Origin of the sequence: Chitinophaga costaii (assembly GCF_900094705.1) — a bacterium.
Lineage (GTDB): Bacteria > Bacteroidota > Bacteroidia > Chitinophagales > Chitinophagaceae > Chitinophaga > Chitinophaga costaii.
The window spans coordinates 19,587-43,791 of sequence record NZ_FMAR01000008.1 but is presented as its reverse complement, the minus strand read 5'-3'; the positions used below and the strand labels follow the sequence as shown (position 1 = coordinate 43,791).

21 protein-coding genes, 1 tRNA gene and 1 pseudogene are annotated in these 24,205 nt (G+C 49.8%); 11 read left to right on the top strand and 12 right to left on the bottom strand.

Features of this window, described 5'->3' with window-relative positions; all coding sequences use genetic code 11:
* Nucleotides 1–16: 16 nt before the first annotated feature.
* The 5 genes from GA0116948_RS12335 (at nt 17) to GA0116948_RS12315 (ending at nt 8,649) form a co-directional block, all read left to right on the top strand.
* A complete protein-coding gene (locus GA0116948_RS12335) occupies nt 17–535 on the top strand; it encodes a hypothetical protein (protein ID WP_089712603.1) in 519 nt (172 codons plus the stop codon).
* A gap of 284 nt (nt 536–819) precedes the next feature.
* Nucleotides 820–4,035: a glycosyltransferase family 117 protein gene (locus tag GA0116948_RS12330; protein ID WP_089712601.1), complete on the top strand. Its 3,216-nt coding sequence runs from the start codon at nt 820–822 to the stop codon at nt 4,033–4,035.
* Between the two features lie 436 nt (nt 4,036–4,471).
* On the top strand, nt 4,472–5,569 hold the full coding sequence (locus GA0116948_RS12325; RefSeq protein WP_089712599.1) for a vWA domain-containing protein: 1,098 nt from the start codon (nt 4,472–4,474) through the stop codon (nt 5,567–5,569).
* Between the two features lie 35 nt (nt 5,570–5,604).
* Nucleotides 5,605–7,107: a magnesium chelatase gene (locus GA0116948_RS12320; protein ID WP_089712597.1), complete on the top strand. Its 1,503-nt coding sequence runs from the start codon at nt 5,605–5,607 to the stop codon at nt 7,105–7,107.
* Nucleotides 7,108–7,344: 237 nt separating this feature from the next.
* On the top strand, nt 7,345–8,649 hold the full coding sequence (locus GA0116948_RS12315) for a Gfo/Idh/MocA family protein (RefSeq protein WP_089712595.1): 1,305 nt from the start codon (nt 7,345–7,347) through the stop codon (nt 8,647–8,649).
* 168 nt (nt 8,650–8,817) lie between these two features.
* On the opposite strand, the gene GA0116948_RS12310 is transcribed toward GA0116948_RS12315, so the two are convergent.
* The 6 genes and pseudogenes from GA0116948_RS12310 to GA0116948_RS12285 form a co-directional block, all read right to left on the bottom strand.
* Nucleotides 8,818–9,303, bottom strand: coding sequence for a GNAT family N-acetyltransferase (locus GA0116948_RS12310; protein WP_089712593.1), 486 nt, complete (start codon nt 9,301–9,303; stop codon nt 8,818–8,820).
* A 327-nt stretch (nt 9,304–9,630) separates the two neighbouring features.
* A pseudogene (locus tag GA0116948_RS12305) lies at nt 9,631–10,002 on the bottom strand (DUF1304 domain-containing protein).
* 33 nt (nt 10,003–10,035) lie between these two features.
* Nucleotides 10,036–10,263, bottom strand: coding sequence for a hypothetical protein (locus GA0116948_RS12300; protein WP_123891795.1), 228 nt, complete (start codon nt 10,261–10,263; stop codon nt 10,036–10,038).
* Between the two features lie 87 nt (nt 10,264–10,350).
* Nucleotides 10,351–10,803, bottom strand: coding sequence for an NUDIX domain-containing protein (locus tag GA0116948_RS12295; RefSeq protein ID WP_089712589.1), 453 nt, complete (start codon nt 10,801–10,803; stop codon nt 10,351–10,353).
* A 36-nt stretch (nt 10,804–10,839) separates the two neighbouring features.
* Nucleotides 10,840–11,628 carry a diaminopimelate epimerase gene (gene dapF, locus GA0116948_RS12290; protein WP_089712587.1) on the bottom strand — a complete coding sequence of 263 codons (789 nt, stop codon included), beginning with the start codon at nt 11,626–11,628 and terminating at the stop codon, nt 10,840–10,842.
* A 24-nt stretch (nt 11,629–11,652) separates the two neighbouring features.
* Nucleotides 11,653–12,528, bottom strand: coding sequence for a nucleoside phosphorylase (locus GA0116948_RS12285; protein WP_089712584.1), 876 nt, complete (start codon nt 12,526–12,528; stop codon nt 11,653–11,655).
* Nucleotides 12,529–12,654: 126 nt separating this feature from the next.
* On the opposite strand from GA0116948_RS12285, the gene GA0116948_RS12280 reads away from it, so the two are divergent.
* From GA0116948_RS12280 to GA0116948_RS12270, 3 genes are all read left to right on the top strand, one after another.
* Nucleotides 12,655–12,725, top strand: a tRNA-Cys gene (locus GA0116948_RS12280).
* A 366-nt stretch (nt 12,726–13,091) separates the two neighbouring features.
* Nucleotides 13,092–13,565, top strand: coding sequence for a hypothetical protein (locus GA0116948_RS12275; RefSeq protein ID WP_123891796.1), 474 nt, complete (start codon nt 13,092–13,094; stop codon nt 13,563–13,565).
* A gap of 18 nt (nt 13,566–13,583) precedes the next feature.
* A complete protein-coding gene (locus tag GA0116948_RS12270) occupies nt 13,584–14,078 on the top strand; it encodes a hypothetical protein (protein ID WP_089712581.1) in 495 nt (164 codons plus the stop codon).
* A 114-nt stretch (nt 14,079–14,192) separates the two neighbouring features.
* On the opposite strand, the gene GA0116948_RS12265 is transcribed toward GA0116948_RS12270, so the two are convergent.
* Both GA0116948_RS12265 and GA0116948_RS12260 read right to left on the bottom strand, forming a co-directional pair.
* A complete protein-coding gene (locus tag GA0116948_RS12265; protein WP_089712579.1) occupies nt 14,193–14,999 on the bottom strand; it encodes a queuosine precursor transporter in 807 nt (268 codons plus the stop codon).
* Nucleotides 14,996–15,271 carry a hypothetical protein gene (locus GA0116948_RS12260; protein WP_089712577.1) on the bottom strand — a complete coding sequence of 92 codons (276 nt, stop codon included), beginning with the start codon at nt 15,269–15,271 and terminating at the stop codon, nt 14,996–14,998. The genes GA0116948_RS12265 and GA0116948_RS12260 overlap by 4 nt, the downstream gene beginning before the upstream one ends.
* A gap of 60 nt (nt 15,272–15,331) precedes the next feature.
* Between GA0116948_RS12260 and GA0116948_RS12255 the strand changes: the two genes are divergently transcribed.
* On the top strand, nt 15,332–17,818 hold the full coding sequence (locus tag GA0116948_RS12255) for a YfhO family protein (protein WP_089712575.1): 2,487 nt from the start codon (nt 15,332–15,334) through the stop codon (nt 17,816–17,818).
* On the top strand, nt 17,815–18,936 hold the full coding sequence (locus GA0116948_RS12250) for a glycosyltransferase family 4 protein (protein WP_089712573.1): 1,122 nt from the start codon (nt 17,815–17,817) through the stop codon (nt 18,934–18,936). Before GA0116948_RS12255 ends, GA0116948_RS12250 begins: the two co-directional genes overlap by 4 nt.
* Before the next feature lie 45 nt (nt 18,937–18,981).
* On the opposite strand, the gene GA0116948_RS12245 is transcribed toward GA0116948_RS12250, so the two are convergent.
* Genes GA0116948_RS12245 through GA0116948_RS12230 form a run of 4 tightly spaced genes read right to left on the bottom strand, consistent with a single transcriptional unit; the run spans nt 18,982 to nt 22,653 of the window.
* Complete coding sequence (locus tag GA0116948_RS12245) at nt 18,982–19,986, bottom strand: glycosyltransferase family 2 protein (RefSeq protein ID WP_089712571.1); 1,005 nt, start codon at nt 19,984–19,986, stop codon at nt 18,982–18,984.
* The gene (locus tag GA0116948_RS12240; protein ID WP_165798458.1) at nt 19,986–20,918 is read right to left on the bottom strand and encodes a glycosyltransferase family 2 protein; all 933 of its coding nucleotides are present in this window, start codon (nt 20,916–20,918) and stop codon (nt 19,986–19,988) included. Before GA0116948_RS12240 ends, GA0116948_RS12245 begins: the two co-directional genes overlap by 1 nt.
* Nucleotides 20,915–21,793 (bottom strand): glycosyltransferase, encoded by an 879-nt coding sequence (locus tag GA0116948_RS12235; protein ID WP_089712566.1) that lies wholly within the window; start codon nt 21,791–21,793, stop codon nt 20,915–20,917. The genes GA0116948_RS12240 and GA0116948_RS12235 overlap by 4 nt, the downstream gene beginning before the upstream one ends.
* Before the next feature lie 8 nt (nt 21,794–21,801).
* Entirely contained in the window at nt 21,802–22,653 is an 852-nt protein-coding gene (locus GA0116948_RS12230; protein ID WP_089712565.1) for an FkbM family methyltransferase, read from the bottom strand.
* 57 nt (nt 22,654–22,710) lie between these two features.
* On the opposite strand from GA0116948_RS12230, the gene GA0116948_RS12225 reads away from it, so the two are divergent.
* On the top strand, nt 22,711–24,204 hold the full coding sequence (locus tag GA0116948_RS12225; RefSeq protein ID WP_089712563.1) for a lipopolysaccharide biosynthesis protein: 1,494 nt from the start codon (nt 22,711–22,713) through the stop codon (nt 24,202–24,204).
* Nucleotide 24,205: the final 1 nt, after the last annotated feature.

Here is a 24,205-nt window from a genome sequence, read left to right as displayed (position 1 = left end):
TTTAACCTTACCCAATATGCATATCCCTATTGTGGATACCCGCAAATTATCCCGCTCCCGTAAAATATACCTGGCCGTAGTGGCAGGCTTCCTGCTGTGCTGGGGACTGAATGTGGTATTAGCCCTGCACCTCCCCTCCCTGTTTTTCTTCATATCTTTTGCCATCTTATGCTGCACCTACTCGCTGCTGGGAGAAAATTATACCGTAACCGCCACCTTCCTGCCGGAACAACACACCCTCCGCGTGCTGCACCACAATGGCATCCTGGAAACCTGGTCGCTGATGGAATTGCGGCAAATACACCTTTGGCTGGACGGATTTGAAAACGACCGACGGAATACATTACGCTCCTTCCGCTACATTGCCGGCATTAACAATTATATTGAATTTGATGCCAATGGCCGCCACCATCATTACAACCTGCTGTTGCGGCGCGTCGATATTCCTGCCCTGAGGACCCTGGTACTCGCCTGGTTTCAGGCCGGCGCAGACCTGCGGCTAGACGACGCCACCCAGCCAGAAAATGGCTGGTAAGGCCGCCATATACCAGCAAAAACGCCTGGCAACCCCAGCCCCTTCACCCTTCAAAATTCAGTATCCGCCGACATATTTTCCCCAATCGCCTTCCGGTGAATGGCACATCCATTTATTACCTTAAATTGCGCCCGGCCACATTTAGTCTTGCCGGAGTGCCATTGTGCCCCTCATGAGGACCTGCAACTTTATCGCCTGGCGGCTTAATGAAACCTTAATCCTTTACCTTATTAGCTTTATACACTACTTTTTCTATTTTTGTCGGATTATTTTAAAACAACCGTATGAATTTTAACCGGATTAATAACATAGTAGGCTGGATCGTTTGTATCATTGCCTGTACTGTGTATGTAATGACCATGGAGGCGACAGGCAGTTTGTGGGACTGTGGTGAATTTATCTCAAGTATTTACAAAGTACAGGTACCTCACCCCCCCGGAGCGCCCTTGTTTGTGCTGATAGGCCGTATTTTCACCCTGCCGCTGAAACCTTCACAGGCTGCACTAGGCGTGAACTTTATGTCGGCTATTGCCAGTGGCTTTACCATCCTGTTTTTATTCTGGAGCATCACCCACTTTGCCCGCCGCCTACTACTGAAAACCGGTGAAGTGATGGCCAACGATAAAATGATTGCCATTATGGGCGCCGGCGCAGTAGGCGCACTGGCATATACTTTCTCCGATTCTTTCTGGTTCTCCGCCGTAGAAGGCGAAGTATACGCCATGTCTTCCCTCTTCACTGCGCTGGTATTCTGGCTCATGCTGAAATGGGAACACGAAGCAGACCGCCCCAATGCCGACCGCTACATTGTACTCATCGCTTTTATGATGGGCCTCTCTATCGGCGTTCACTTGCTTAACCTGCTTACCATCCCCGCTATGGTGATGATCTATTATTTCCGCCGCTACAAGGTAACCAGTTGGGGCATTTTCTGGGCTTTCGTAATGGGTTGTGTCATTACCGGCCTGGTACAAAAATTCCTAATCCAGGATACCATTAAAGCATCTGGTTTCATGGACGTGTTTTTCGTAAACAGCCTTCACCTGCCCTTCTTCTCTGGTTTTGCCTTCTACTTCATCGCACTGGTAGCCGTACTGGCTTATGGCTATGTGAATCCGAAAGTTGGGATCTATGGCCCGCTCATCCTGATGGCTTCTGTAATCCTTATCCCCGGCTTCAACGACGGCAATAACACCGGTGGCCTGATCCTGCGCATACTGATAACTGCTTTCCTGATAGCCATCCCCTACCTGCTCAAAGTAGCCGGTTACGCTATCAACTACAAACGCGTTAAACACAACACCCGTCTTACAGTAGCCAGCATCCTATTCCTGCTGCTGGGCTATTCTACCTATATCACTACCATGATCCGCTCTACGGCCAATCCTTCGGTAGACATGTATAACGTAGATAACCCCATTTCATTGGTAGGCTACCTGGGACGCGAACAGTATGGCGACTTCCCGCTGGTATACGGCCAGGTATTCACCGCCCGCCCGATCGACTACAAAGCCGGCGGCAATGTATACGCCCGCGGACCCAAAAACTACATCGTAACTGGTCAGAAAATGGACCCCGTATATGCTGATACCAGCAAGATGCTCTTCCCCCGCGTATGGGACGGCAGCAACGACCAGGGCCATGCAGATTACTATCGCGACTGGCTGGGACTGGCCCAAGGCCAATCGCCCAGCTATGCCGATAATATCAAATTCTTCCTGGGCTACCAGGTAAATTTTATGTATTTCCGCTATTTTATGTGGAACTTCTCTGGTAAGCAAAACGATGTGCAGGGCTATGGTAACCCCCGCGATGGCAACTGGATTACTGGTATCCCCATTATTGATGACCTGCTGTATGGCGACCAGTCGCTGATGCCGGATAGTCTTAAAAATAACAAGGCCCACAACGTATTATTTGGCCTGCCCCTTATCCTGGGTATCCTTGGTTTTGTATTCCAATACAAACGCAATTATAAAGACTGGCTGGTGGTAGGACTATTGTTCTTCTTCACCGGTTTTGCCATCGTAATTTATTTGAACCAGGCCGGCAACCAGCCGCGTGAACGTGACTACGCCTATGTGGGCTCGTTCTACGCCTTTGCCATCTGGATAGGCCTGGGCGTACTGGCCTTGTTCGACTGGCTGAAACCCAAGCTGAAAGGCGCTACGGCCGGCGCCGTAACCCTCGTAAGCCTGCTGGCCGTGCCGGTACTCATGGGATCACAGGAATGGGACGACCACGACCGCTCCCAGAAAACCCTGGCCCGCGATGTGGCCAAAGACTACCTGGAAAGCTGCCAACCTAACGCTATACTCTTTACCGTAGGCGATAATGATACCTACCCACTTTGGTATGCCCAGGAAGTAGAAGGCATCCGCACCGACATTAGGGTGATCAACTTAAGCCTGTTGGGTGTAGACTGGTACATAGACCAGCAGCGCGCCATGGTGAATAAATCCAAGGGGGTACCCATGAGCTGGAGCCCGGATAAATATGGTGGCGAAAACCGCAACTACATCCGCTTCTTCGACGATGGCCGCTTCCCGCAGAATAAGTTCTATAACCTGAAAGAAGTCGTTGCTTTCATGGGCAGCGATGAAGACGCCGCCAAAGTAATAGACCAGAACGAAGGCGAAAAAATGAACTACCTGCCCAGCCAGAAACTCTTTATCCCCGTAGATAAAGCATCTGTGCTGAAAAATGGCACCATCAGCGTGGCCGATACCGCCCGCCTGCTGCCCCAGCTTCCCTTCCAGATCAATAAGCAATACCTGCTGAAAAACGACCTGGCCCTGCTGGATATCATCGCGACCAATAACTGGGAACGCCCCATTTACTTCACCAGCCCCACCGATCTGGGCCTGAACGACTATTTGCAGACAGACGGCCTCACCTTCCACCTGGTGCCGATGCGCAAACAGGAGGCACAAGACCCCTTCGGTATGGATAATAATGTGAACGTACCAGTGGCTTATACCAATGTGATGACCAAATTCGATTTTGGAGGAGCCAATAAAAAAGGCACCTATTTCGATGAGCCTAACCGTAAACTGTTGCAATATGTGCGCAACGCTTATACAAAGGTGGGCATTGCACTGGCACAGGAAAACAGCAAGGAAAAAGCCCTGGCCGTGCTCAACAAAGCCGACAAAAACCTGCTGGAAAGTAATTTCCCCTATGCCATGGTAAGCCAGGGAAATACCCACAACTACTATTCCCTGCAAACGGTGTACGCCTACTACCTGGCAGGCGACAATAAGAAAGCCGGCGAAATAGCACAGGAAATCACCAAAGACTGCCAGCAGCAGATAACCTACTTCCGCAGCCTGTCACCCTTCCGCCAAACCAGCTCCCTGGAACAAGAGGCCCGTTCTTCCGAACAGTTCATCCAGTTGCTGCAACAGCTGAAGGTACAGTTCTCCGACGCCGGCAAGGCCCAGGAGCTGAAACAGCAAATAGACGCCGCCGCCGCTGCCGACAGTGGTGCCAAGCACTAAGCAAGCCTTCTTTTTTATAAGCATAGAAAATCCCTGCGTTGCAAGACGCAGGGATTTTTTTTACTCTCTAACTCCCGGAATGAAGGCACCCTGCGCTTATAATGAGGCTAGGATAAGCCCAGGATAAAGCATACCGCGCCCTTCATAAAAGAAAACATGCGCCAATATTGCGGAAAGCCGGATAACAACCGGTTAAATACTTCCCGGGAAAGCAGGCTACCCTTTTATAACTATTCTTTTAAATATTTCCTCCGCCAAACGGCTTCCTAACTGCCAGTCCTGGTTAAATAAACATGCACCCACCTTTATCCCTCCACCATTCCCCATGTTTTTTCCCTAATTTTAGTGAACAAATACCGCGAAGATTAGTTAAAACCGCTGCCGCCATACTACAGGGCCCTGCCCTTTGCCTGGGGCAGCTAAAAAAATGTGACGAATGAGAAGTATCTTCTTTGGAAAATTTAACCCGGACGACCATAAAAAATCTCCCTTCGACCGATTATTGAACGCTTTTACCCAACTCCTTACCTACACCAGCGGAGATGCTGCCGAAGCCCTGCGCTGGCTCACAGAACTGGATAAGGAATACCAACTGAGCGACAATGATTACGGGCTGGGCGACTTCATCCAGGACCTGCGCGATAAAGGTTATATCAAGGAAAATGAGCAAGACCAGGCCATTTCTATTACCGGTAAAACCGAGCAAACCATCCGCAAAAGCGCCCTGGAAGAAATTTTCGGGAAATTAAAAAAATCGCAGGCCGGCGATCATAATACCCGCCGCCCCGGTCAGGGCGACGAGATGAATGCCGACACCCGCCCCTACCAATTTGGCGACAGCGTGGAGCAAATTGACTTTACCGCCTCCATTCGCAATGCCCAGATTAACCATGGGGTGGAAAGTTTCAATATGTACCAGGATGATCTGGAAATCAAGGAAACCGACTTCAAAGCGCAAACCTCTACCGCGCTGATGATAGATCTCTCCCACTCCATGATCCTTTACGGGGAAGACCGCATTACCCCCGCCAAAAAAGTGGCCATGGCCCTCAGTGAGCTGATCACCACCCGCTATCCGAAAGACACGCTAGACATTATCGTGTTTGGCAACGACGCCTGGCAAATAGAGATCAAAGACCTGCCCTACCTCCAGGTAGGCCCCTACCACACCAACACCGTGGCTGGCCTTGAACTGGCTATGGACCTGCTGCGCCGCCGCCGCAATCCCAATAAGCAGATCTTCATGATCACGGATGGTAAACCCACCTGCCTGAAAATAGACGGCAAATATTACAAAAACAGCTATGGCCTGGACCGCAAGATCCTGAGTCGCACCCTGAACCTGGCCGCCCAATGCAAAAAACTTAAAATTCCCATCACCACCTTCATGGTAGCCACCGACCCGTGGTTACAAAAGTTTGTGCAGGAATTCACCGAAACCAACAATGGCAAAGCATTTTTCTCAGGCCTCGATAATTTGGGGCAGTTCCTCTTTCACGATTTTGAAAGTGGCAAACGTAAATTGATGCGCTAGGAAACTGAATCATAAAACAACAATTCAAGCACCAGATGAATATTAAGAACATCCAGACTTTTGGCCAGTTAAAGAAGAGTGGTTATAAAACAAAAACGGTAAAAGAAGAGATCCGGCAAAACCTGATTGGCAAACTGCAAAAGAAAGAAATTACTTTTCCCGGCATCGTTGGTTACGACGATACCGTAATTCCGGATACTGAACGCGCCTTACTCAGCCGGCATAACATCCTGTTCCTGGGCCTGCGGGGCCAGGCCAAGACCCGCATGGCACGCCAGATGACTTCCCTGCTCGATGAATATATTCCCATTGTGGCCGGCTCTGAAGTGAACGACAATCCTTTTGACCCGCTAAGCCGCCACGCCCGCGACCTGCTTTCCGAAAAGGGCGACGATACCCCTATTGAATGGATACACCGCGATGCCCGCTACGGCGAGAAACTCGCCACTCCTGATGTGTCGGTGGCAGACCTTATTGGCGATATTGACCCCATCAAAGCGGCCAATATGAAACTGAGTTATGCAGACGAACGGGTCATCCATTTCGGTATCATTCCCCGCTCTAACCGGGGCATTTTCGTGATCAACGAACTACCCGACCTCCAGGCCCGCATACAAGTGGGATTGTTCAATATCCTTCAGGAAGGCGATATCCAGATCCGTGGCTTTAAAGTACGCATGCCGCTGGATATACTGTTTGTCTTTACCGCTAACCCGGAAGACTATACTAACCGTGGTAGCATTGTAACGCCACTGAAAGACCGTATAGAAAGCCAGATCATTACCCACTATCCGAAAACGCTGGAAACCTCCCTGCTCATCACCGAACAGGAAGCCAATGTACATGCCGAACAACTCGGCAAAATACACATGACCGATGTGATCAAACGGCTCATTGAGCAGGTATCTTTCGAGGCCCGCAGCAGTGAACTGGTGGATAAGAAAAGTGGTGTGAGCGCCCGCCTTACCATTGCCGCTTACGAAAACGCGGTAAGCGCCGGCGAACGCAGGGCCATCATTAACCGCGAAAAAGAAACCTACGTACGCATTGCCGACCTGCTGGGCATAGTACCCGCCATTACCGGTAAGGTAGAACTGGTGTACGAAGGCGAGCAGGAAGGCCCGTTGCAGGTAGCTTACAACCTGCTGGACAAGGCAACCCGCACCATCTTTGCCAGCTACTTCCCCAACCCAGACACCTTCAAAAAACGGAAAGGACAGGCCGCACAGGAAAACCCTTACCGCTCCATTATCCAGTGGTTTGATAAAGGCAATTCCCTGCAATTCCTGCAAGACGCCACCGATCAGCAATATGAGGCCCAACTTTATTCCGTAGATGGCCTGCATGCCATCGTAAAGGCCAGCTACAAAAACAGCAGCGCCAAAGAAATATTGCAGCTCATGGAACTAGTCCTGCACGGACTGGCCGCCTACTCGCTGATCAGCAAGAAAACGCTGGAGAACGAAACACATTTCAGCGACTTGCTGGGTACCATGATGAATTTTAATGTAGGCAGCGAAGAAAGCGAAGAAGAATAATGAAACATGATTTTTAAGTATAAGCTCCGGCAGGTAGCCGGGGCTTTCTCCTATACGATACCTGCCGGGATGGTATACTTTTGTCTTCAATCAGCCTTGTAACGCCAACGTTTGCATTAATCTATGCAAGGCATTGCTTTCCTGCTTTTTTATTCGGAATTTTAGTAGCATAAACCGGGTAACAAAGGCCATTTGCGCATGTTATCTTTTCCCTTTCTTCCACGTAAAAACTGCATCATGACACATTCCCGCAGGCAATTTATCCGCACGGCCTCCATGCTGGCCGCTGGCGCTGGCCTCCTGTCTTCCTTCCCTTCCACGGCCCGCAGCATCCTAGGCGCCAATGATAAAATCCGCATTGGTGCCATTGGCATCAACGGCATGGGCTGGTCCGACCTTACGGCCCTGCTGCGAAATCCGCAGGCCCAGGTGGTGGCCCTCTGCGACGTAGACAAAAACGTATTGGACAAACGGGTGGCCGAACTGGCCCAGCAAAACATTTCCGTTAGAGCCTACAGCGATTATCGCAAGCTGCTGGACGATAAAGACGTAGACGCTGTAGTCATTGGCACGCCAGACCACTGGCACTGCCTCATCATGACCCAGGCCTGCGCCGCCGGCAAGGATGTGTACGTGGAAAAACCCATTGGCAACTCTATTGCCGAATGTAAGGCCATGGTAGCCGCCCAGCAAAAGTACAACCGCGTGGTGCAGGTGGGCCAGTGGCAACGTAGTCAACAGCATTTTAACGACGCCATTGCCTTTGTACACAGTGGCAAGCTAGGTTCCGTGCGCCTGGTAAAAGCCTGGGCCTATATGGGCTGGATGCATTCCATCCCCGTAAAGCCAGACAGCGCCCCACCACCAGGCGTGGATTACAAAGCCTGGCTGGGACCAGCACCCACCCGGCCTTTTAACCCCAACCGCTTTCACTTTAATTTCCGCTGGTATTGGGACTATGCCGGTGGCCTGATGACAGACTGGGGCGTTCACCTGCTAGACTACGCACTCCTGGGCATGAAGGCGGCACAACCCAAATCTGTGATGGCCGCCGGAGGGAAATTTGCCTATCCCGACGATGCCGCAGAAACGCCGGACACCCTTACCACTGTGTATGAATTTGATGGCTTTAACCTGCAATGGGAACACGCCATTGGTATAGATGGTGGCCCCTATGGCCGGGATCACGGCATTGCCTTCATTGGCAACAACGGCACCCTGGTGCTGGACCGGGGTGGATGGGAAGTAATTCCAGAGAAAGGAAAAATGGAAGCCGTACCCCGTCGCCTTAAATCAGACGACGGCCTGAACCTGCACACCACCAATTTCCTGGAGGTGGTGCAATCCCGCAAGCTGGAAAACCTGCACACGCCCATACAGGCAGGAGAACTGGTAGCCACCGTATCGCAGATGGGCAACATTGCCTACCGCACCGGCCAGCACCTGCACTGGGACGCCACGCACCAGCGCTTTTCCGAAAACGCAGCCAATACTTACCTGGCCAAAACCTACCACAACGGGTACCAGTTGCCTAAAGTGTAAGAAGTCTATTCCAGGCAGTAAAAGCCTTGCCACTACGATACGCCGTAAAATGCAACAAGTATTAAACAGAAAAGCGGAAAGCAAACCCATTGCTTTCCGCTTTTTCAAACATGCGGTTATATGTATTTACCTACGCAGTAATCCCTACTGCATAGTACAGGGTTCATTTTAAACGGGTAACCCTTCTTCTTCCAGCGTGCGCGTGAGGTATACGGCGTCGCTGATAGGATTGTCGTAATAAGCGGCAATGGGTTGAAAACCCAGGCTGGTATACAGCTTAATAGCTGGCCGCATATGCGCTAAAGTATCCAGTACAATACGTTTATAACCCAATACGCGGGCTTCTTCCAGCGCCGCTTCTGCCAGCGCACGGCCCACGCCCTGCTTTTTATACTGATCTCTTACAAATAATCGTTTCATTTCGCAAGTGGTATTGTCGAACGCGCGGATGGCTACCGAACCGGCCAACTTGCCATCCACCTTGGCAATAAAGAGCGCACCGGTGGGCGATGCATAACCTGCAGGTAACGTTTCCAGTTCTTCCTCAAATCCCTGGAATGTCAGATCTACGTCGAGCCATTGCGCATACTCACGGAAAAGTACCTTAACCTGATCCAACTCTGCCTGACTACTAACTTTAGATATACTTACCATACCTCAACATTGTTTTTTATTAGAAAGCAAAACGCCTCCTGGAACGCAGAAGGCATTAATGAGGCGAGGTTTCGATAAATGTTGATGCTAAAGCGAACCTTTTATTTTAGACGCTATGAACGATGCTTAAAACTTAAGTTGGCTTGTCATTGCACAAGAAGTAAAAAAACTGCACTATTTCCTGCCCTCTGTATAAAACCAGGGAAGGCAATTTAAGGAAAATAAATCAATAAAATGAATCCTTCATAAAATATTTAATTGCCGCTAATTCGTTGATAACAAATCAATAACAAAGCAGTACAGCCTGTAAATGACACGTTCATGCTATTATGTTAAGGCTGCTATCCATACAAAAATCACGGCAATACAGGCCGGTAATGCCTGTATTAAAAAAATACGCCTGGAAGCCGTTACCCCTCCAAAGATCCCTGCGATGATGATGCAGCAAAGAAAAAAAGTGGCCACGCTGCAATGCCAATGTGCATCGTTAATACATAAAGCCTATATCAGCCCTGCACTTAGAAAGCCGTTGTACAACCCTTGATTGGCGGCCAGCCCTTTGGTGGGTTCAAACAAATGCGCGGGAAAATTACGAAAGGTTTTACGCCCGGCAGTAGTCCAGGCAAACATTTCTATCCATAGAATATACAGGTGTTCCGCAGCCACCAGGGCTACCAGGATAGCGGCAACGATATGCATATAGGGTAGTTTTTAGCGGAAATTAGTACTTTCTTACACATGGTGCGCTTCTAGCAGCGCCCCAATATCTTTGACCAGTTGAATATCTATGCCCGGTGGGATCTCCGTGGGCAACACATTCCCCTCCGCATCGGTCTGGAATCGCACATCTGTGTCGTGGATATTCACGAGATAATTGATGCCCTGCGGCAAATTGGAGGGGAATACACGGAATTGTTCCAGGGTATCGTTATGGGTAAGTTTAATAAGAAATGGATCCATGGCAATGATGGTTTTGATACCTTTTTTAGTAGCAAGTTTGTGACCATTTTTTAGCGACAGGCTTAGATCCATTCACTGTTGATGAAGTCAGGCATATTTTACTTTCACCAGATCTGCCACCACTTTATCTATTGGCAGGGTAACTACCGCCGCAGAAAAATCTTCCCATGCTATCCAGCGGGCGCCTTCCACTTCGGTACGGTCTTCGGGTATCTCAAAATCGAATGGCTTATCCGACACCTTGGCCACAAAGGGAGAACGGGGCGCTACGCGGTAATAAATAGCAATGATCTGCGTGGTTTGGTCAAAGGCGGATATCTGGAAAAAATCGGTGGTATAAAGATGTTCTACCACGGTTATTTCCTGCTGCAATTCTTCCTGCCATTCCCGCACTACACATTGCAACGTGCCTTCGCCCAACTCCAGGCCACCACCCGGGAACTTAGTGTAGTAGCCTCCCCGGATATATTCATCCATCACCAGCACCTCGCGTTTTTCATTGATCATAATGCCATACACCCGTACATTGAACAAGGCCATAAAAAAGATATTAGGTATTTATACATGCGGCACCCTTTAGTCTAAGGCGATATTCCCTTCAAACACCAGTTTGGCGGGTCCACATAGCCAGATATCCTCGTAGGTATGAGGGCCGGTTTTGTTGAATTTTACCACCAGGTTGCCCCCCAGTGTTTTTACCGGGATGGTGTAGGTACGGGCCTCGGGGCCGGCATAAGTGAGGGCGGCCGCCGTAACGCCGGTGCCGCAGGAATAGGTTTCATCTTCCACCCCGCGTTCGTAAGTGCGAACAAAAATGCCATTCTCCGCCGGCATTGGCTCTACAAAATTCACGTTCGTTCCTACCGCCTTAAAACGCTCGTTGTAGCGAATGCTCCGTCCCTTTTCGTACACTTCGAAACCGGATAATTGAGACACATACTGTACATAATGAGGAGACCCCGTGTTCAGGTAAAAGAAAGCAGGATCTGTTTCTACGCTGTCTACGTTTTTCATCCGCAAGTTCACCCAATCCTCCCCTTCCAGGGTGGCTTCATGAGGGCCGTCGCTGGCTATGAAATGGATATGCTCCTGGTGGATGCCCATTTTCCAGGCAAAGGCCGTTAAGCAGCGGCCACCATTGCCGCACATGCTGCCGGGGCGGCCATCGGAGTTGTAATATTGCATTGCAAAGTCGTACCCTTCCTGCACCTGGAGCATCATTAACCCATCTCCTCCTACACCAAAACGCCGGTCGCACAACCCCTTGATCTGCTCCTCGGTAAGCCCGGTGTAGCGCCCATCGCGGTTGTCCAGGATCACGAAATCGTTGCCCGTACCCTGGTATTTGAAAAAGTGAATGTTCATACTGTAAAAGTAGGTAAAATGTACTTACTGCGCCAGTACCTCCAGTGCCCTGGTGATGAGTAGTTCCACCGCCGCAGCGCCGTCGTTACTGAACTGCTGCGCTATGCGGTTGGCCACGATGGCGCTGATAGACAGCGTTTCGTGCCCCAGCACACGACCCAGGCCATAAATACCGGAAGTTTCCATTTCAAAGTTGGTGATCCGGTGCTGTTCAAACCGGAACTGTGTGAGCTGGTCTATCAAATGCGGGTGCGACAGCGGCCCGCGCAATGCCCGACCCTGTGGGGCATAGAACCCAGGGCAGGTAACGGTAATGCCTGTATGAAAACCATCCTTGAACCTGGCCGCCAGTGCTTCGTTGGCGCTGATGATGTAAGGTACAGCCACCCCATTGCTTACCTCCACCTGCCCGCGGAACGATTGCAGCAGCAGCTTTTCGGCATCGGTATTTTCAAACAGGTAATATGGCAACAGATTATCTAACCCCAGCCCATAGGAAGATACCACAAAGGCATCCACCGGGATATCGCCCTGTAGTGCGCCGGAGGTACCCAGCCGCACTATCTGCAAACGGGTGAGCTGGTCTTTGATGGTGCGGGATGCAAAATCAATATTCACGAGTGCATCCAGTTCATTCAGCACAATGTCTATATTATCGGTGCCAATGCCGGTGGAGACTACGGAAATTCTTTTGCTACCAAGGTAACCGGTGTGCGTCACGAACTCGCGGTGCTGGGTGGTAAATTCTATGCGGTCGAAATGCTTGCTTACCGTAGGCACGCGATCCGGATCGCCTACCGTGATGATGGTAGTAGCCAGTTCTTCGGGCCTTACATCCAGGTGGTACACCGCGCCGCGGCTGTTGAGGATGAGTTCAGATTCTGCAATACGTTGGGCCATTTTGTTGTATATTTAGCGAAAGGCAATGAATTTGAAATTCGATTTGGCAAATATCCAAAATTTACTACTTTTGCAGTCCTGTAAAATTCAGCCGCATACAACATAAGCTGGATACGGGAAATACAGGGTATCGTGGCCGAGTGGCTAGGCAGAGGTCTGCAAAACCTCGTACAGCGGTTCGAATCCGCTCGATACCTCGGAATTTACAACTTAAAAGCCGCCCTCGTTGCGGCTTTTATTGTTAGGTGCCGGGCTTAGATGGCAACAAGATTTTGCATAATGTGCGAAAAGGTATAATTATTTGGCATGTTTGTATGCCATTGTTATACCCCCTCTACAATCTCATCCCCATGGCAATTTCATTTAAAAAAAACACTCCGAATTTAAATAAGTGATGCATCCCTACCCTACACCGCCAGCATGTAGTAATATTTTCCCTATCTGATATGGGTGCTCTTAGTAAGAATTTTATTATAAATATTTAGTTTTAGGAAATTCGTACTATTTTTGGTATTATCTTAGCATTGCATGTTACTCCCAAAGTACCCGCAAAATCAGTGCATATGTTGTCCACAAATAGTTACACACAAGATACTACTGACCGTGACAATTGGTTTGATACTTTAATTGCCTCTATTAAAGCAGACAAGCTCATGCTTGATACCAATACCGCTCCTCTCGACAAAATACAGCAATATGCAGTGTTCATGCAGGATAACGTGATAGAAGTGGCCAATTTTACTAAGAAGAAACTGGACGCCCTGATCGTGTCGGAAATTATTGTTACCTATTTTAAATTACTGAAAGAAACTTCCGGCCATCCCAAAAAACTTGCCTTAGACCTCAACATGCGCCAGGGAGAAATATTGACCTGGATAGAGATAGGTGATGGTCAGGAGGATTTTGAAGATGAACTATTACTTATTCAGGCGCAGATTAATGCAAAATATCATACAGCCGGTTATGATATGACCGCCACCATTGTAGAAGAATCAGATCATTTAACTATTCCCGCTCATTATAAGGTTATACTATAATTTTAATTCCCTTTTTTTGTGCCCCTGTCCGAAGACCACCTTTATCAAGCAAAAAGAAACATCCAATTTCTGGAGAAAATAAACAGGTTGGATGGCCCCGACGAACACATGGACTGGCAAGTGACGGCCTGTTTTTATGTGGCGGTGCACCTCGTAAACGCTCACCTTGCGGGTTATGGCATGCAATATCGAAAGCATGTAGATGTAGGCTATGCATTAAATCCTTATAACAAGGAAGACACGGCGCTTCCATTCAAAGAATATACAGCGTACGAAAAGCTGCAAGGGCTATCTAGGCGATCGCGCTATCTGGTACCAGAAAACGCAGCAGGCTCTTTAGATGCAGCCGCCTGCTATTGTGTGGAGGGACATTTAGCGAAGGCCTTTCGTTACTTGAATGTTTTAATGGTATATTTTAACCAAAAAAATAAATTTAAGCTAAAGCCCGTCAAAGTAAAATGTGCTGGTATCTCAAGGAACGAATTAACCCACATAAATGTTCAAAACGAGTAAAGGGGAAACTATTTATACCTGGATACTAATAACTTCCTATATATTAGCACAACATGGCTCCTATTGTAAAAAGACCGCATCGCTGCGGTCTTTTTTAATTTTATCCTGCATAAATTATCCTGCTACCACATCGGCCCCTGCTATGCTGCTGTCTTTGCCCATGGCGGCAGCTTTCATCTCTGCGGTGAGCGCTTTTCCAAAATATTTTTCAATGCGGTGTTCTATGAAATAGATCACCGGCGTGAGTACAATGGCACAGGTAAATTTAAACGAATAGTTCACCAGGCACACCGCCAGCACCAACTGCCAGCTCCAGTCTTTGCCCAGCTTGAAGGCGATGTACAGCACAATAAAGCTATCTACCAGTTGCGATACTACCGTAGAACCGGTAGCCCGCAGCCATACGTTTTTTTCCCCTGTTACGCGTTTAATACGGTGAAATACCGTTACGTCTACGATCTGGCTTACCAGGAAAGCGCAGATGCTACCCAGGATGATCCACATTCCCTGTCCGTAAATATTACTGTAGGCCGATTGCATATCCGGTACCTGCGGCTGCCCGGTACTTAGCCAGAAGGCCGCCGGGGGCGTTTTAATCGACAGGTAAAACATGAGAAAGGCATAACTGATCAAGGCCACCGCGATATAGGAAATGCGGCGCACGGCGCGAGGGCCATAATACTCATTTACAATATCAGTGATGATAAATTCCAACGGCCAAAGCAACACCCCACAGGTGAGATTATAAGAAAGTCCCGATTGGCCAAATAAGGTGAACGTATGCACAGGCAAACCCAAAGTACCTTCCAGTGAAAAGATTTTCCCGCCAATACATTCCGCGATCAGGGCATTGGCCACGAAGAAACTGGTAAAAATTATTAACAGCCGGGTGGGTTTGTCGCTTAGTAATTTCTTGATCATGTAAAGATTTGAAGGAGTAAAATAAAAACGTTACAAATAAAAACCCAGGGCGGTAAGGCTTTCCAGGAAATACGGTGCAGCAACAACAGCAACAGGGCACCCAGCAGGCTCACCACGTTCAGGTAAGGGGCTGCCAGCAACCCCAAAACAGCCAGCCCGCTGGTCAATCCTTTGAACTTCCCGGCCGTATCGATCCGTTGCAACACGGCGATCAGCAGGAAACAGCAGTTGCAAATGAATGCGAATTTTAAGAGAAATCTAACGAGTTGCATGCTCAAAATTATTCTAAAATAATATTTTTGCTACCTTGTCTGGATATTAAATAAATAAATATGAAGAACAACTGGCTGAAAGTGGCGTTGCCGCACTTCGTAGCTGCGCTGATTTTACTGCTCATAGCTGTTATCTATTGCAAACCGGTGCTCTCTGGCAAGGTGTTGAGCCAAAGCGATAATCTCAGTTGGCAGGCTTCCGCCAAGGAATCGCTCGATTATAAGGCCAAGCATGGCATTACGCCACTTTGGACTACCAGTGTGTTCAGCGGTATGCCCACTTACCAGCTCTCGGCAGAATCGCCCTACCAGCAACTGGCCTGGGTGCAGCCTATCTTTTCACTGGGGCTACCCAAACCCATTTCCTACTTTTTCCTGGCCGGTCTTGGCTTTTACCTGCTTGGTGTGGTGCTGGGAGCCAATCCTTACATATCGTTAGTGGGCGCTATTGGCTACGCTTACTCCACTTACGACCCCATTATCGTAGCAGTAGGACACGATTCCAAGATGATGGCCATGAGCTACCTGCCCTTCGTGATCGCCGGCCTGATGCTCATTTTACAAAAAAGATATTTCCTGGGCACTGGGGTGATGGCCTTATTCCTGAGTTACCTCATATCGGCCAATCATCTTCAGGTTACATATTACTTCTTCCTAATACTGGGCGTCATCTGCCTGGTATTTGCTATTTATAATATTATTGCCAAACAATACAAGCACCTGCTTATCTCGGCAGGCATGGTGATATTGTCCGTAGCGTTTGGCATTGGTTCCAATGCTATGGTGCTTTGGACAACCTATGAATATTCTAAAGCATCTAACCGGGGTGGCCAATCGGAACTTACTCCGCAGGAGCATGCAGATGGCGCCACTGCTGGCGTACCGGGTGGCAAAGACTATGCATTTTCCTGGAGTTATGGGGTGTTTGAGACCTTCACTTTCGTAGTGCCAAATTTATACGGCGGCAGCGATGGCGAAAAACTATCTGACGATTCCAATACCGCCAAAGCCCTCAAGAATATGGGCGTGCCAGACGCACAGGCCAGCCAGTTCCTGGCAAGGCTCCCTACTTACTGGGGCCAGCCGCTGGGCACTTCCGGGCCGGTATACTTGGGTGCCATCATCTGTTTCCTGGCCATCATGGGCTGGGTGCTGGTGCAAAGCTGGCATAAATGGTGGCTGCTGGCCACCAGTGTGGTGGGCATCTTGCTGGCATGGGGCAGCAATTTTTCTTCGCTCAATTATTTCCTGTTCGATCACCTTCCCTTTTACAGCAAGTTCCGCGCACCCTCTCAGGCGCTCATTATTCCCCAACTTAGCTTTGCCGTAATGGCCGCTTTGGGCCTGCAGGCGCTGATCAGCAATAGTTATACAAAACCCGAACTTTGGAAAAAAGTAAAACAGAGTGGCTACATCATGGCCGGTATCCTGGGCTTTTTGTTGCTGGCGTCTTTCTTCCTCTCCTTTTCCGGTGGGCGCGATGAAGAGTTGAAGCAACAAGCCGGCCCCGACCTGGTGGCCGCCATCATGAAAGACCGGGCGGCTATGTACCGCAGCGATCTTTTCCGCAGTATTTTCCTGGTGGCACTGGCTTTTGGACTTATTTATTTTTACCTGCAAAACAAGTTAAAGCAGGCCTACCTGCTCAGTGGTTTCGTAGTACTGGTGGCCATCGATCTGTTCCAGGTGGACCTTCGCTATCTTAACAGCGATAACTACCAGGATGACAACAGTTATGCGGCCAACTTTAAGCCCACTGCCGCCGATGAGCAAATACTGCAAGACAAGGATTATTACCGGGTACTGAACCTGGCCGACGGGCGCGATCCCTACCAGGACCCGGTGCCATCTTACTTCCATAAATCTATAGGCGGTTATCACCCGGCCAAACTTCAGCTATACGTAGACCTCATAGACCGGCAACTACGTAAGAACAATATCCGGGTATTAAATATGCTGAACACCCGCTACATCATCACCCCCAGCCAGGCTCCTGGCCAGCCCGGGCAGCCATCCGCCGGTGGAGAACCCGTAGCTCAGCGCAACCCTGAAGCATTGGGTAATGCCTGGTTTGTACAAAACATCGTATGGGCCGACAATGCCGATGCAGAGATGAAAATGCTGGACAGCCTGGACACCAGGCACACCGTGGTGATAGACAAACGTTATAAAGCCGAGGTAACCAACCCGCCCTCCCCGGTAATAGATTCGATTGCCAGCATACAACTTGTAAGCAATGACCTGAACAGCATTTCTTATACGTCGAATGCGCCGACAAACCAATATGCCGTTTTCTCCGAAATCTATTACAAAGCCGGCTGGAAAGCCTTCCTCGATGGCAAACAAGTACCTTACAGCCGCGTAAACTATTTACTCCGGGGCCTGTCGGTGCCAGCAGGCAAGCACGAGATCACCTTCAAATTTGAACCTACTTCTTACTATGCCGGTAGTAAAATTGCCATTTTCAGTTATGCCGCTACCCTGCTACTCGTGTTAGCAGGACTGGTGCTGGCCTACCGTACCCGTAAACAACCCCTGCCCGCATGATCGGGGTACTAGGCATAGCACCTTACAAAATACTACCCGCCAGGACCGGAGGAGAACGTTATATCACAGGTTTCTACGCGGCCCTGGCGGCCTGGTGCAGGCTGGAAGTGGTTTCGGTGAAGAAGAATGAAGCGCCTGCACTCCCCTACGTCCTGCACCGCCTATTTTCGGATAGCCCTGCCCGTTATATCAACCCTTTACAGGTGTTCCAACTTGCCCGCCTCATTCGCCGCGCGCAGTTGCAGGTGATACTGGTGGAGCATCCCTACATGGGCTGGATGGCGGTACTGTTGCGGCTTTTCACCGGAAAGCCCTTTGTAATACATTCCCATAATATTGAGGCCAATCGCTTTAAGACCCTGGGCAAATGGTGGTGGCCCCTGCTACGCGCCTACGAGGGATGGATACACCGCCGTGCCAACGGTAGTTTTTTCATTACATCCGAAGACGCGGACTATGCCATCCAGCATTACCGCGTAAAAGCGGCGCGCACCAGTGTAGTTACCTTTGGTATGGAAACGCCGGCACCCGTGGATAAAAATCATTACCGCGCCTTGCTGCTACAACGATACGCGCTAGACGCCCACACGGTCATTTATCAGTTCAATGGCTCACTGGGCTACCTTCCCAACGAACAGGCCGTGCGGCATATTCTGGAAGACATCCTCCCGCTGCTGCGGGCAAAGGCCACCTTTCCTTTTGTAATACTGGTATGCGGAGGTCATTTGCAGGAAACCCTTGTGCAAGCGATTGCCCAAACCAATGGGCAGGTAATTTATACCGGCTTCGTTGACCAGCTTGAAGACTATTTACGGGGATCGGATATTTTCATGAACCCGGTACTGGCAGGCGGCGGCATTAAAACAAAACTAGTGGAAGCCATTGCCTATGGCCTCACCGCAGTATCCTGCGAGAGCGGTGCCATAGGCGTACCTGCCAGTATAGCCGCCCCCAAACTAAAACTGGCCGCCGATCTTGATTGGCACACCTTTGTAGCCCGCCTGCTGGAAGTAACAGACGCCCAAGCCCCCGTACCACAAAGCTTCCGTGATTATTTTAACTGGGAAAACATTACCCGGCATGCTGCCGAAAAAATGGAAATGCTGGCGAAGCAATAGCCCTGTGGGTTAATAGCAAGTAATGAAAGAGGCCCCCTCCCCTACTCAAAGCACTTTATAAAAATGTGGGCGATCACGTATAATCGTAGGCGTTAGGCCCCACATTTTGGCCACGTTTATTGCCAGCCCATTGGCCAGCTTCCAATCGCGGAAGGGATTTCTTCCCCGGAAAAGGTTTTCCACAAAACTGCATATATAAAACACGGGGACATCCCAGGTATAGTTGAGCAGCAAAATCAAATACCATAATACCCCGTATTGCTTACGCACGCGCAGGTGGTTAGACAATATAATTTGCAGTCCTTTCTTGTCGAACAGGCCGTGGTAGCCTTTATCACGGGTATCGAAGGCAGCATTGGCCGTTTCTCCCTGCAAGTGAGTTACAAACAGGTCGCCAAAAATAGCTAGTTTACCGGCTTTGCGCAAGCGGCTACACCACTCTGTTTCTTCGGCGTAAAGGAAGAAGTCTTCATCCAGCAGGCCGGTTTGGGGCAATATGTCGGTCCTCACCATGAGGTAGGCACCATTTATCCAATCGACCTCCTGTACGCTGCCAGCCTGCAACACATTGGGCACCTTTGTTTTCAGGGCATAGCCCAGGGTGCGGATAAGGCCACCCCAGTAAGGCAGGGGCAGCAAGTGATTGAGCCCCCCTTTCATGAAATAATTGCCCGAGATCTGGGGCGTACCATCTTCATTGAGCAACTGCACCCCGCAGGCTACAAATTCGCGCAGCGCGAAGCGGGCCACGCACTGATCCAGTGCCTGCTGTAAGATCAACGTATCGGGATTGAGCAGCAAAATATAATCGCCTGTGGCTACACGGATGCCTGCATTATTGGCCCGTGCAAACCCCGCGTTGTAGCCCATCTGTATCCATTGCACCGCAGGATAGGCGGCCCGGATAACGTTTTCACTGGCATCGCCGGAAAGGTTGTCTACCACGATGATCTCGTAAGCAACTACACTGGTTTCCCGCTGAATGGAGCGAATGCAATCCACGATGAGCGCGGCGCTTTTATAATTGACAATGATGATGGACAACTGCATTACGCGCGTTTACGGAAAAAATAAGAAAGGGTCATGTATATCTTAGACACCACGCCCATGCGCAGCACCGGCAATGGCAGCCAGCGTTGCCGCCTTACCATCTGCAACACAGTGGGCGGAATGGGTACGGCCAGCCGGCTTACCTGAAGGTCTGCCGCCGACCTGATTTCCAGGTTGCGCAAGTTGCGCCAGAAAAAGTCGTACACATAAATATTATTGAGGGCTTTTACGCCCCGCTTTTGCAGCAGGTAATAATTCTCGGGTATTTCCACCTCCCGGTTGCGGAAGCAGTCTTGCGTGATCTGTTCTTCCCCGATGCCTACATTCACCAATATTTCATCGATGTACACAAAGCGTGGGTTGTTGCGCAGCACCTCCATATAAAAATCGATATCTACCACCCAGCGGGTGCGCAGGTCGTAGCGATATGGGGGCCGGTTGCGGTGCATGATCACGCTGGGAGGGCCAATGAAATTGGTTTGGAACAAATTCACCGGGTCTTCCTGCAGCAGTTTTTGATGAAAGGCGCTGCAATGTACATCCTGGGTGCGGCCAGTGGCCAGGAACTGGTTACGGTAGGCGCTGAACACAAAGTCGCAATCCGGGTGGGCGTCCAGTGCGTCTGCCATTTTTTGCAGGGCCAAAGGGGTTTCCAACCAGTCGTCGTCGTGCAGTATCTTAATGTATTCGCCAGTGGCCTTGTCGTAAGCGGTATTCCAATTGGCCGGCATGCCATGGGCGGGTGTATTCTTAAAATAACGGATGGGCAGGCGGTCATTGTATTCCTGCACCACTGCCTGCACGCTATCGTCCGGACTATCGTCGGTGATGATCAGCTCCCAGTTGGAGAACTGCTGCAACACCAGCGATTGGAGTGCCCGTTGCAGGAAGGCCGGATTTTTATATGCAGGAATGCAAACAGATACTTTCACGATGTGGTGCCGTTTTTAAACCGGTGGTAGGCCGGGAAAATAAAGAATTTAAGCCCCTCTTTCCAAAGTGCGGGGTGTATCGCCACCGCATTCAGCGCCAGCCAGCGCCGCCGCAAAGGTGCGCTGATGGCCTCTTTAAGCAGGCGGTTCAGCCAGAAGCGCTGCACGGCGGTTTCGGTGCCTGCGGGCGCTGCATCCAGGCTTACGGGCAAAGGTACGGTATTCCATTCCTGGTGAAAGCGGATGGCTTGCTCCACCCATGCATCCCCAAAATTGCCGGGCGAAAAATGCAATAGGTCAATATCGTACACCACCGCAGCGGTGAAGTGCTGGCTGGCCCGCAGGCTGAAATCGATATCGTAAAAATGGAAGCCCGGAATCACGCTGCTGAAGCGGGTTTGCTGCCACACCGTTTTGCGGGTGCAGAGCCATACGCCGTCCAGCGTTTTTACCGGCACGCGCAGGTCGGCGGCGTTACCGGGGTGCATCCATACCCTGGCGGGCGCGCCGGGGGTGGTTTGCAGCACATTGCAGCAGTCGTACGCCGGCTGTCCGCTGGCCCAGCCGGAAAGGGCGGCGCTTTTGTACCGGCTGCCAGCCAGGCCTATGAGGCCCAGGCCTGCATCTGCCGCAAAATGATCCTGCACCCGCTGGCCCCAGCCAGGGGTGTGCAATTCCACATCGTCGTGCATAAAGCAGAGCAAGTCGTATTGAGCGCTGGCAGCAGCCTGGTTGTAGGCAGCACACATGCCCCCTAAGGCAGCGGCATTAGGTACCAGCAACAGCTCATGTGGCACACCGATAGTGGCGGCTACATGTTGGGAGATGGTTTGGGCGCGTTGACTGTCAGGCGAACAAATGATAACGGAGATCATGCAAATATTTAGGGTAAGCGATAACAGAAAATATTTAACTGCACATCATAATCGCCCTTCCGCTGTTTGTCGGTGAAGGGATGTGGCAGGCAGGCGGCAGCTTCCCGGATGTAGTACACGAATCCTTTTTGCCGCACCAGCAGCAGCAGTTCTTCCAGTTCGCTGGTATGCTGAACATAGCCGTGGTATTCGAGGAACATATTTTCCACCTGGTGTAAAAAAGGAGCGCAGTCTTTCAATACGGCATATTCTGCGCCTTCAATATCTATCTTCAGGAGCTGCACGGTACGCTGGGCCAATATATCTGCCAGGCGAACGCAGGGAATCCTCACCATAGACGATGCGGTAGCGGCTTCCTCCCCTTCCACGATTTTGCTGGACAGGGTGCCACTGGCCTCGAAGGTGATAAAACCATTGTGCGTCCAGATGGCCTGCTGGTGCAGGGTCACATCATGGAATGTGGCAACGTTTTTTTGCAGCAGTTCAAAATTAGTTTGATCCGGTTCATAGGCCCATACCTCGGCCTGCGGGTAGCTGTTTTTAAAATACAGCACGCCCATTCCCATATTAGCACCGCAGTCGATGATAAAAGGGCGGTCGGTGTTACTATTGAATTTATAAATCTCATCGGCCAGTATTTCTTCCTGGCTGTGTAACAGTTCCAGTGGATTGCGGTACCAGAACTGCTGCCCGGCAATAGGAATATGGCGCAACTGCCCAGCCGGCTGATGTTTGAGGATAATACGCTGCGCACGACTAAACTCGTAAGGGCCTTTGCGGCGAAATACCTGCCGCCCTCTTTTCACTACAGCGCCCATAATTTTGGCGGCAAAAGAATTTTGCCGTTCTCGATTATCCATTACCTTTATATTTATTGTCGTTAAAGATATAACCTTCAGTCCGAAAAAGCCGTCTTAATGAGTGCGATCAAAAAGCAAAGCATCCTTTCTTCCCTGATCATCTACATTGGCTTTGCTATTGGTGCACTCAACACCCTGCTTTTTGTTAATCTTTTTACCCCGGAGCAATACGGCCTTACCCGCATTTTTGCGGATGTGTCTCAAACCTTTTACATCCTGGCCAGCCTGGGTAGCGTACCATTACTCTACAAATTTTATCCGTACTACCGCGACCGGCTGGAGCGCAAGGAGCGGGACTTGTTCTCGCTGTGCCTGGGCTTCAGTCTTATTGGCTTTACCTTATTGGTGATTGGCACCCTATTATTCAAAGGCCTGATCATCCGTAAATTTTCTGCCAATTCGCAGTTGTTCATCGACCACTTCAACCTGATCTATCCCCTGTCTTTTTTCCTGATGCTGTTTTCCCTGCTGGAAGCCCATGCCTGGAATATGCACCGATCGGCAGTAGCCAATTTTTATAAAGAACTGGGACTTCGCCTGTGTTACCTGGTAATAATCGTCCTGTTTGTATTAAAGTTTATCCCCTTCAGTACCTTCATCACCCTCTATTGCTGGGCCTTTGCTATTATTTTCCTGGGCCTGTTCATCTACCTGGCGCGTAAGCACGAAATTGAACTGACGCTTACCGTAAGCAAACTTACCCGCCGCATATTCCGCAGATTGCTGGCGTATAACAGTTTTGTATTCCTGGGTGCCACTTTTACCATCATTGCCAAAAGTATAGATACCGTTATGGTGGCCAGTATTGAAGGCATAGGCGCGGCAGGCGTTTTTTCTTTTTATATGTATATCACCTCACTGATGGAAGCCCCGCAGCGCGGTATTATATCCGCTTCCATTCCCGTGGTGGCTAAGGCCTGGAAAGATAAAAACCTGGCCAAAATACAATCACTATACCAGAAATCGTCTATCAACATGCTAGCTTTTTCCAGCTTTTTGCTGGGGCTTATCTGGCTGAATTTCGATAACGTTTTTTCCATCCTTCACCTTAAACCCACCTATTACCCGGCACGTTACCTGGTGTTATGGCTGGGTTTTAAAGTGCTGGTAGAACTTGGCACCGGCATCAACACACAAATACTGGCTACCAGCCGGTATTGGAAAATGGATTTTATATCCACTGTCGTTTTGCTGTTGTTGGAAATTCCGCTGAACTATATCCTGCTGAAAAGATTTGGGTTGAGCGGGCTGGCCGCAGCCAATCTTATTGCATATACTGTCTTTAATGGTATGCGTTTTATATTTATCTGGATTAAATTCGGGCTACAACCATTTACTTGGAAAACTTTGCAGGCATTGGCCATTGCACTGCTGGCCTATTTCCCAGCCAGTGCGGTGCGCCTCGGTAATCCCTGGCTGGATAGCGCGGTGCAAACCGTTGTTTTCCTGGTAATATTTACCTTGCCAACCCTGTACTTAAATATCTCCGAAGAAATCACCCAATTGGTGCAAACCACTTATCGGCGCGCCCTGCGGCTGCTGAAACGCTAAG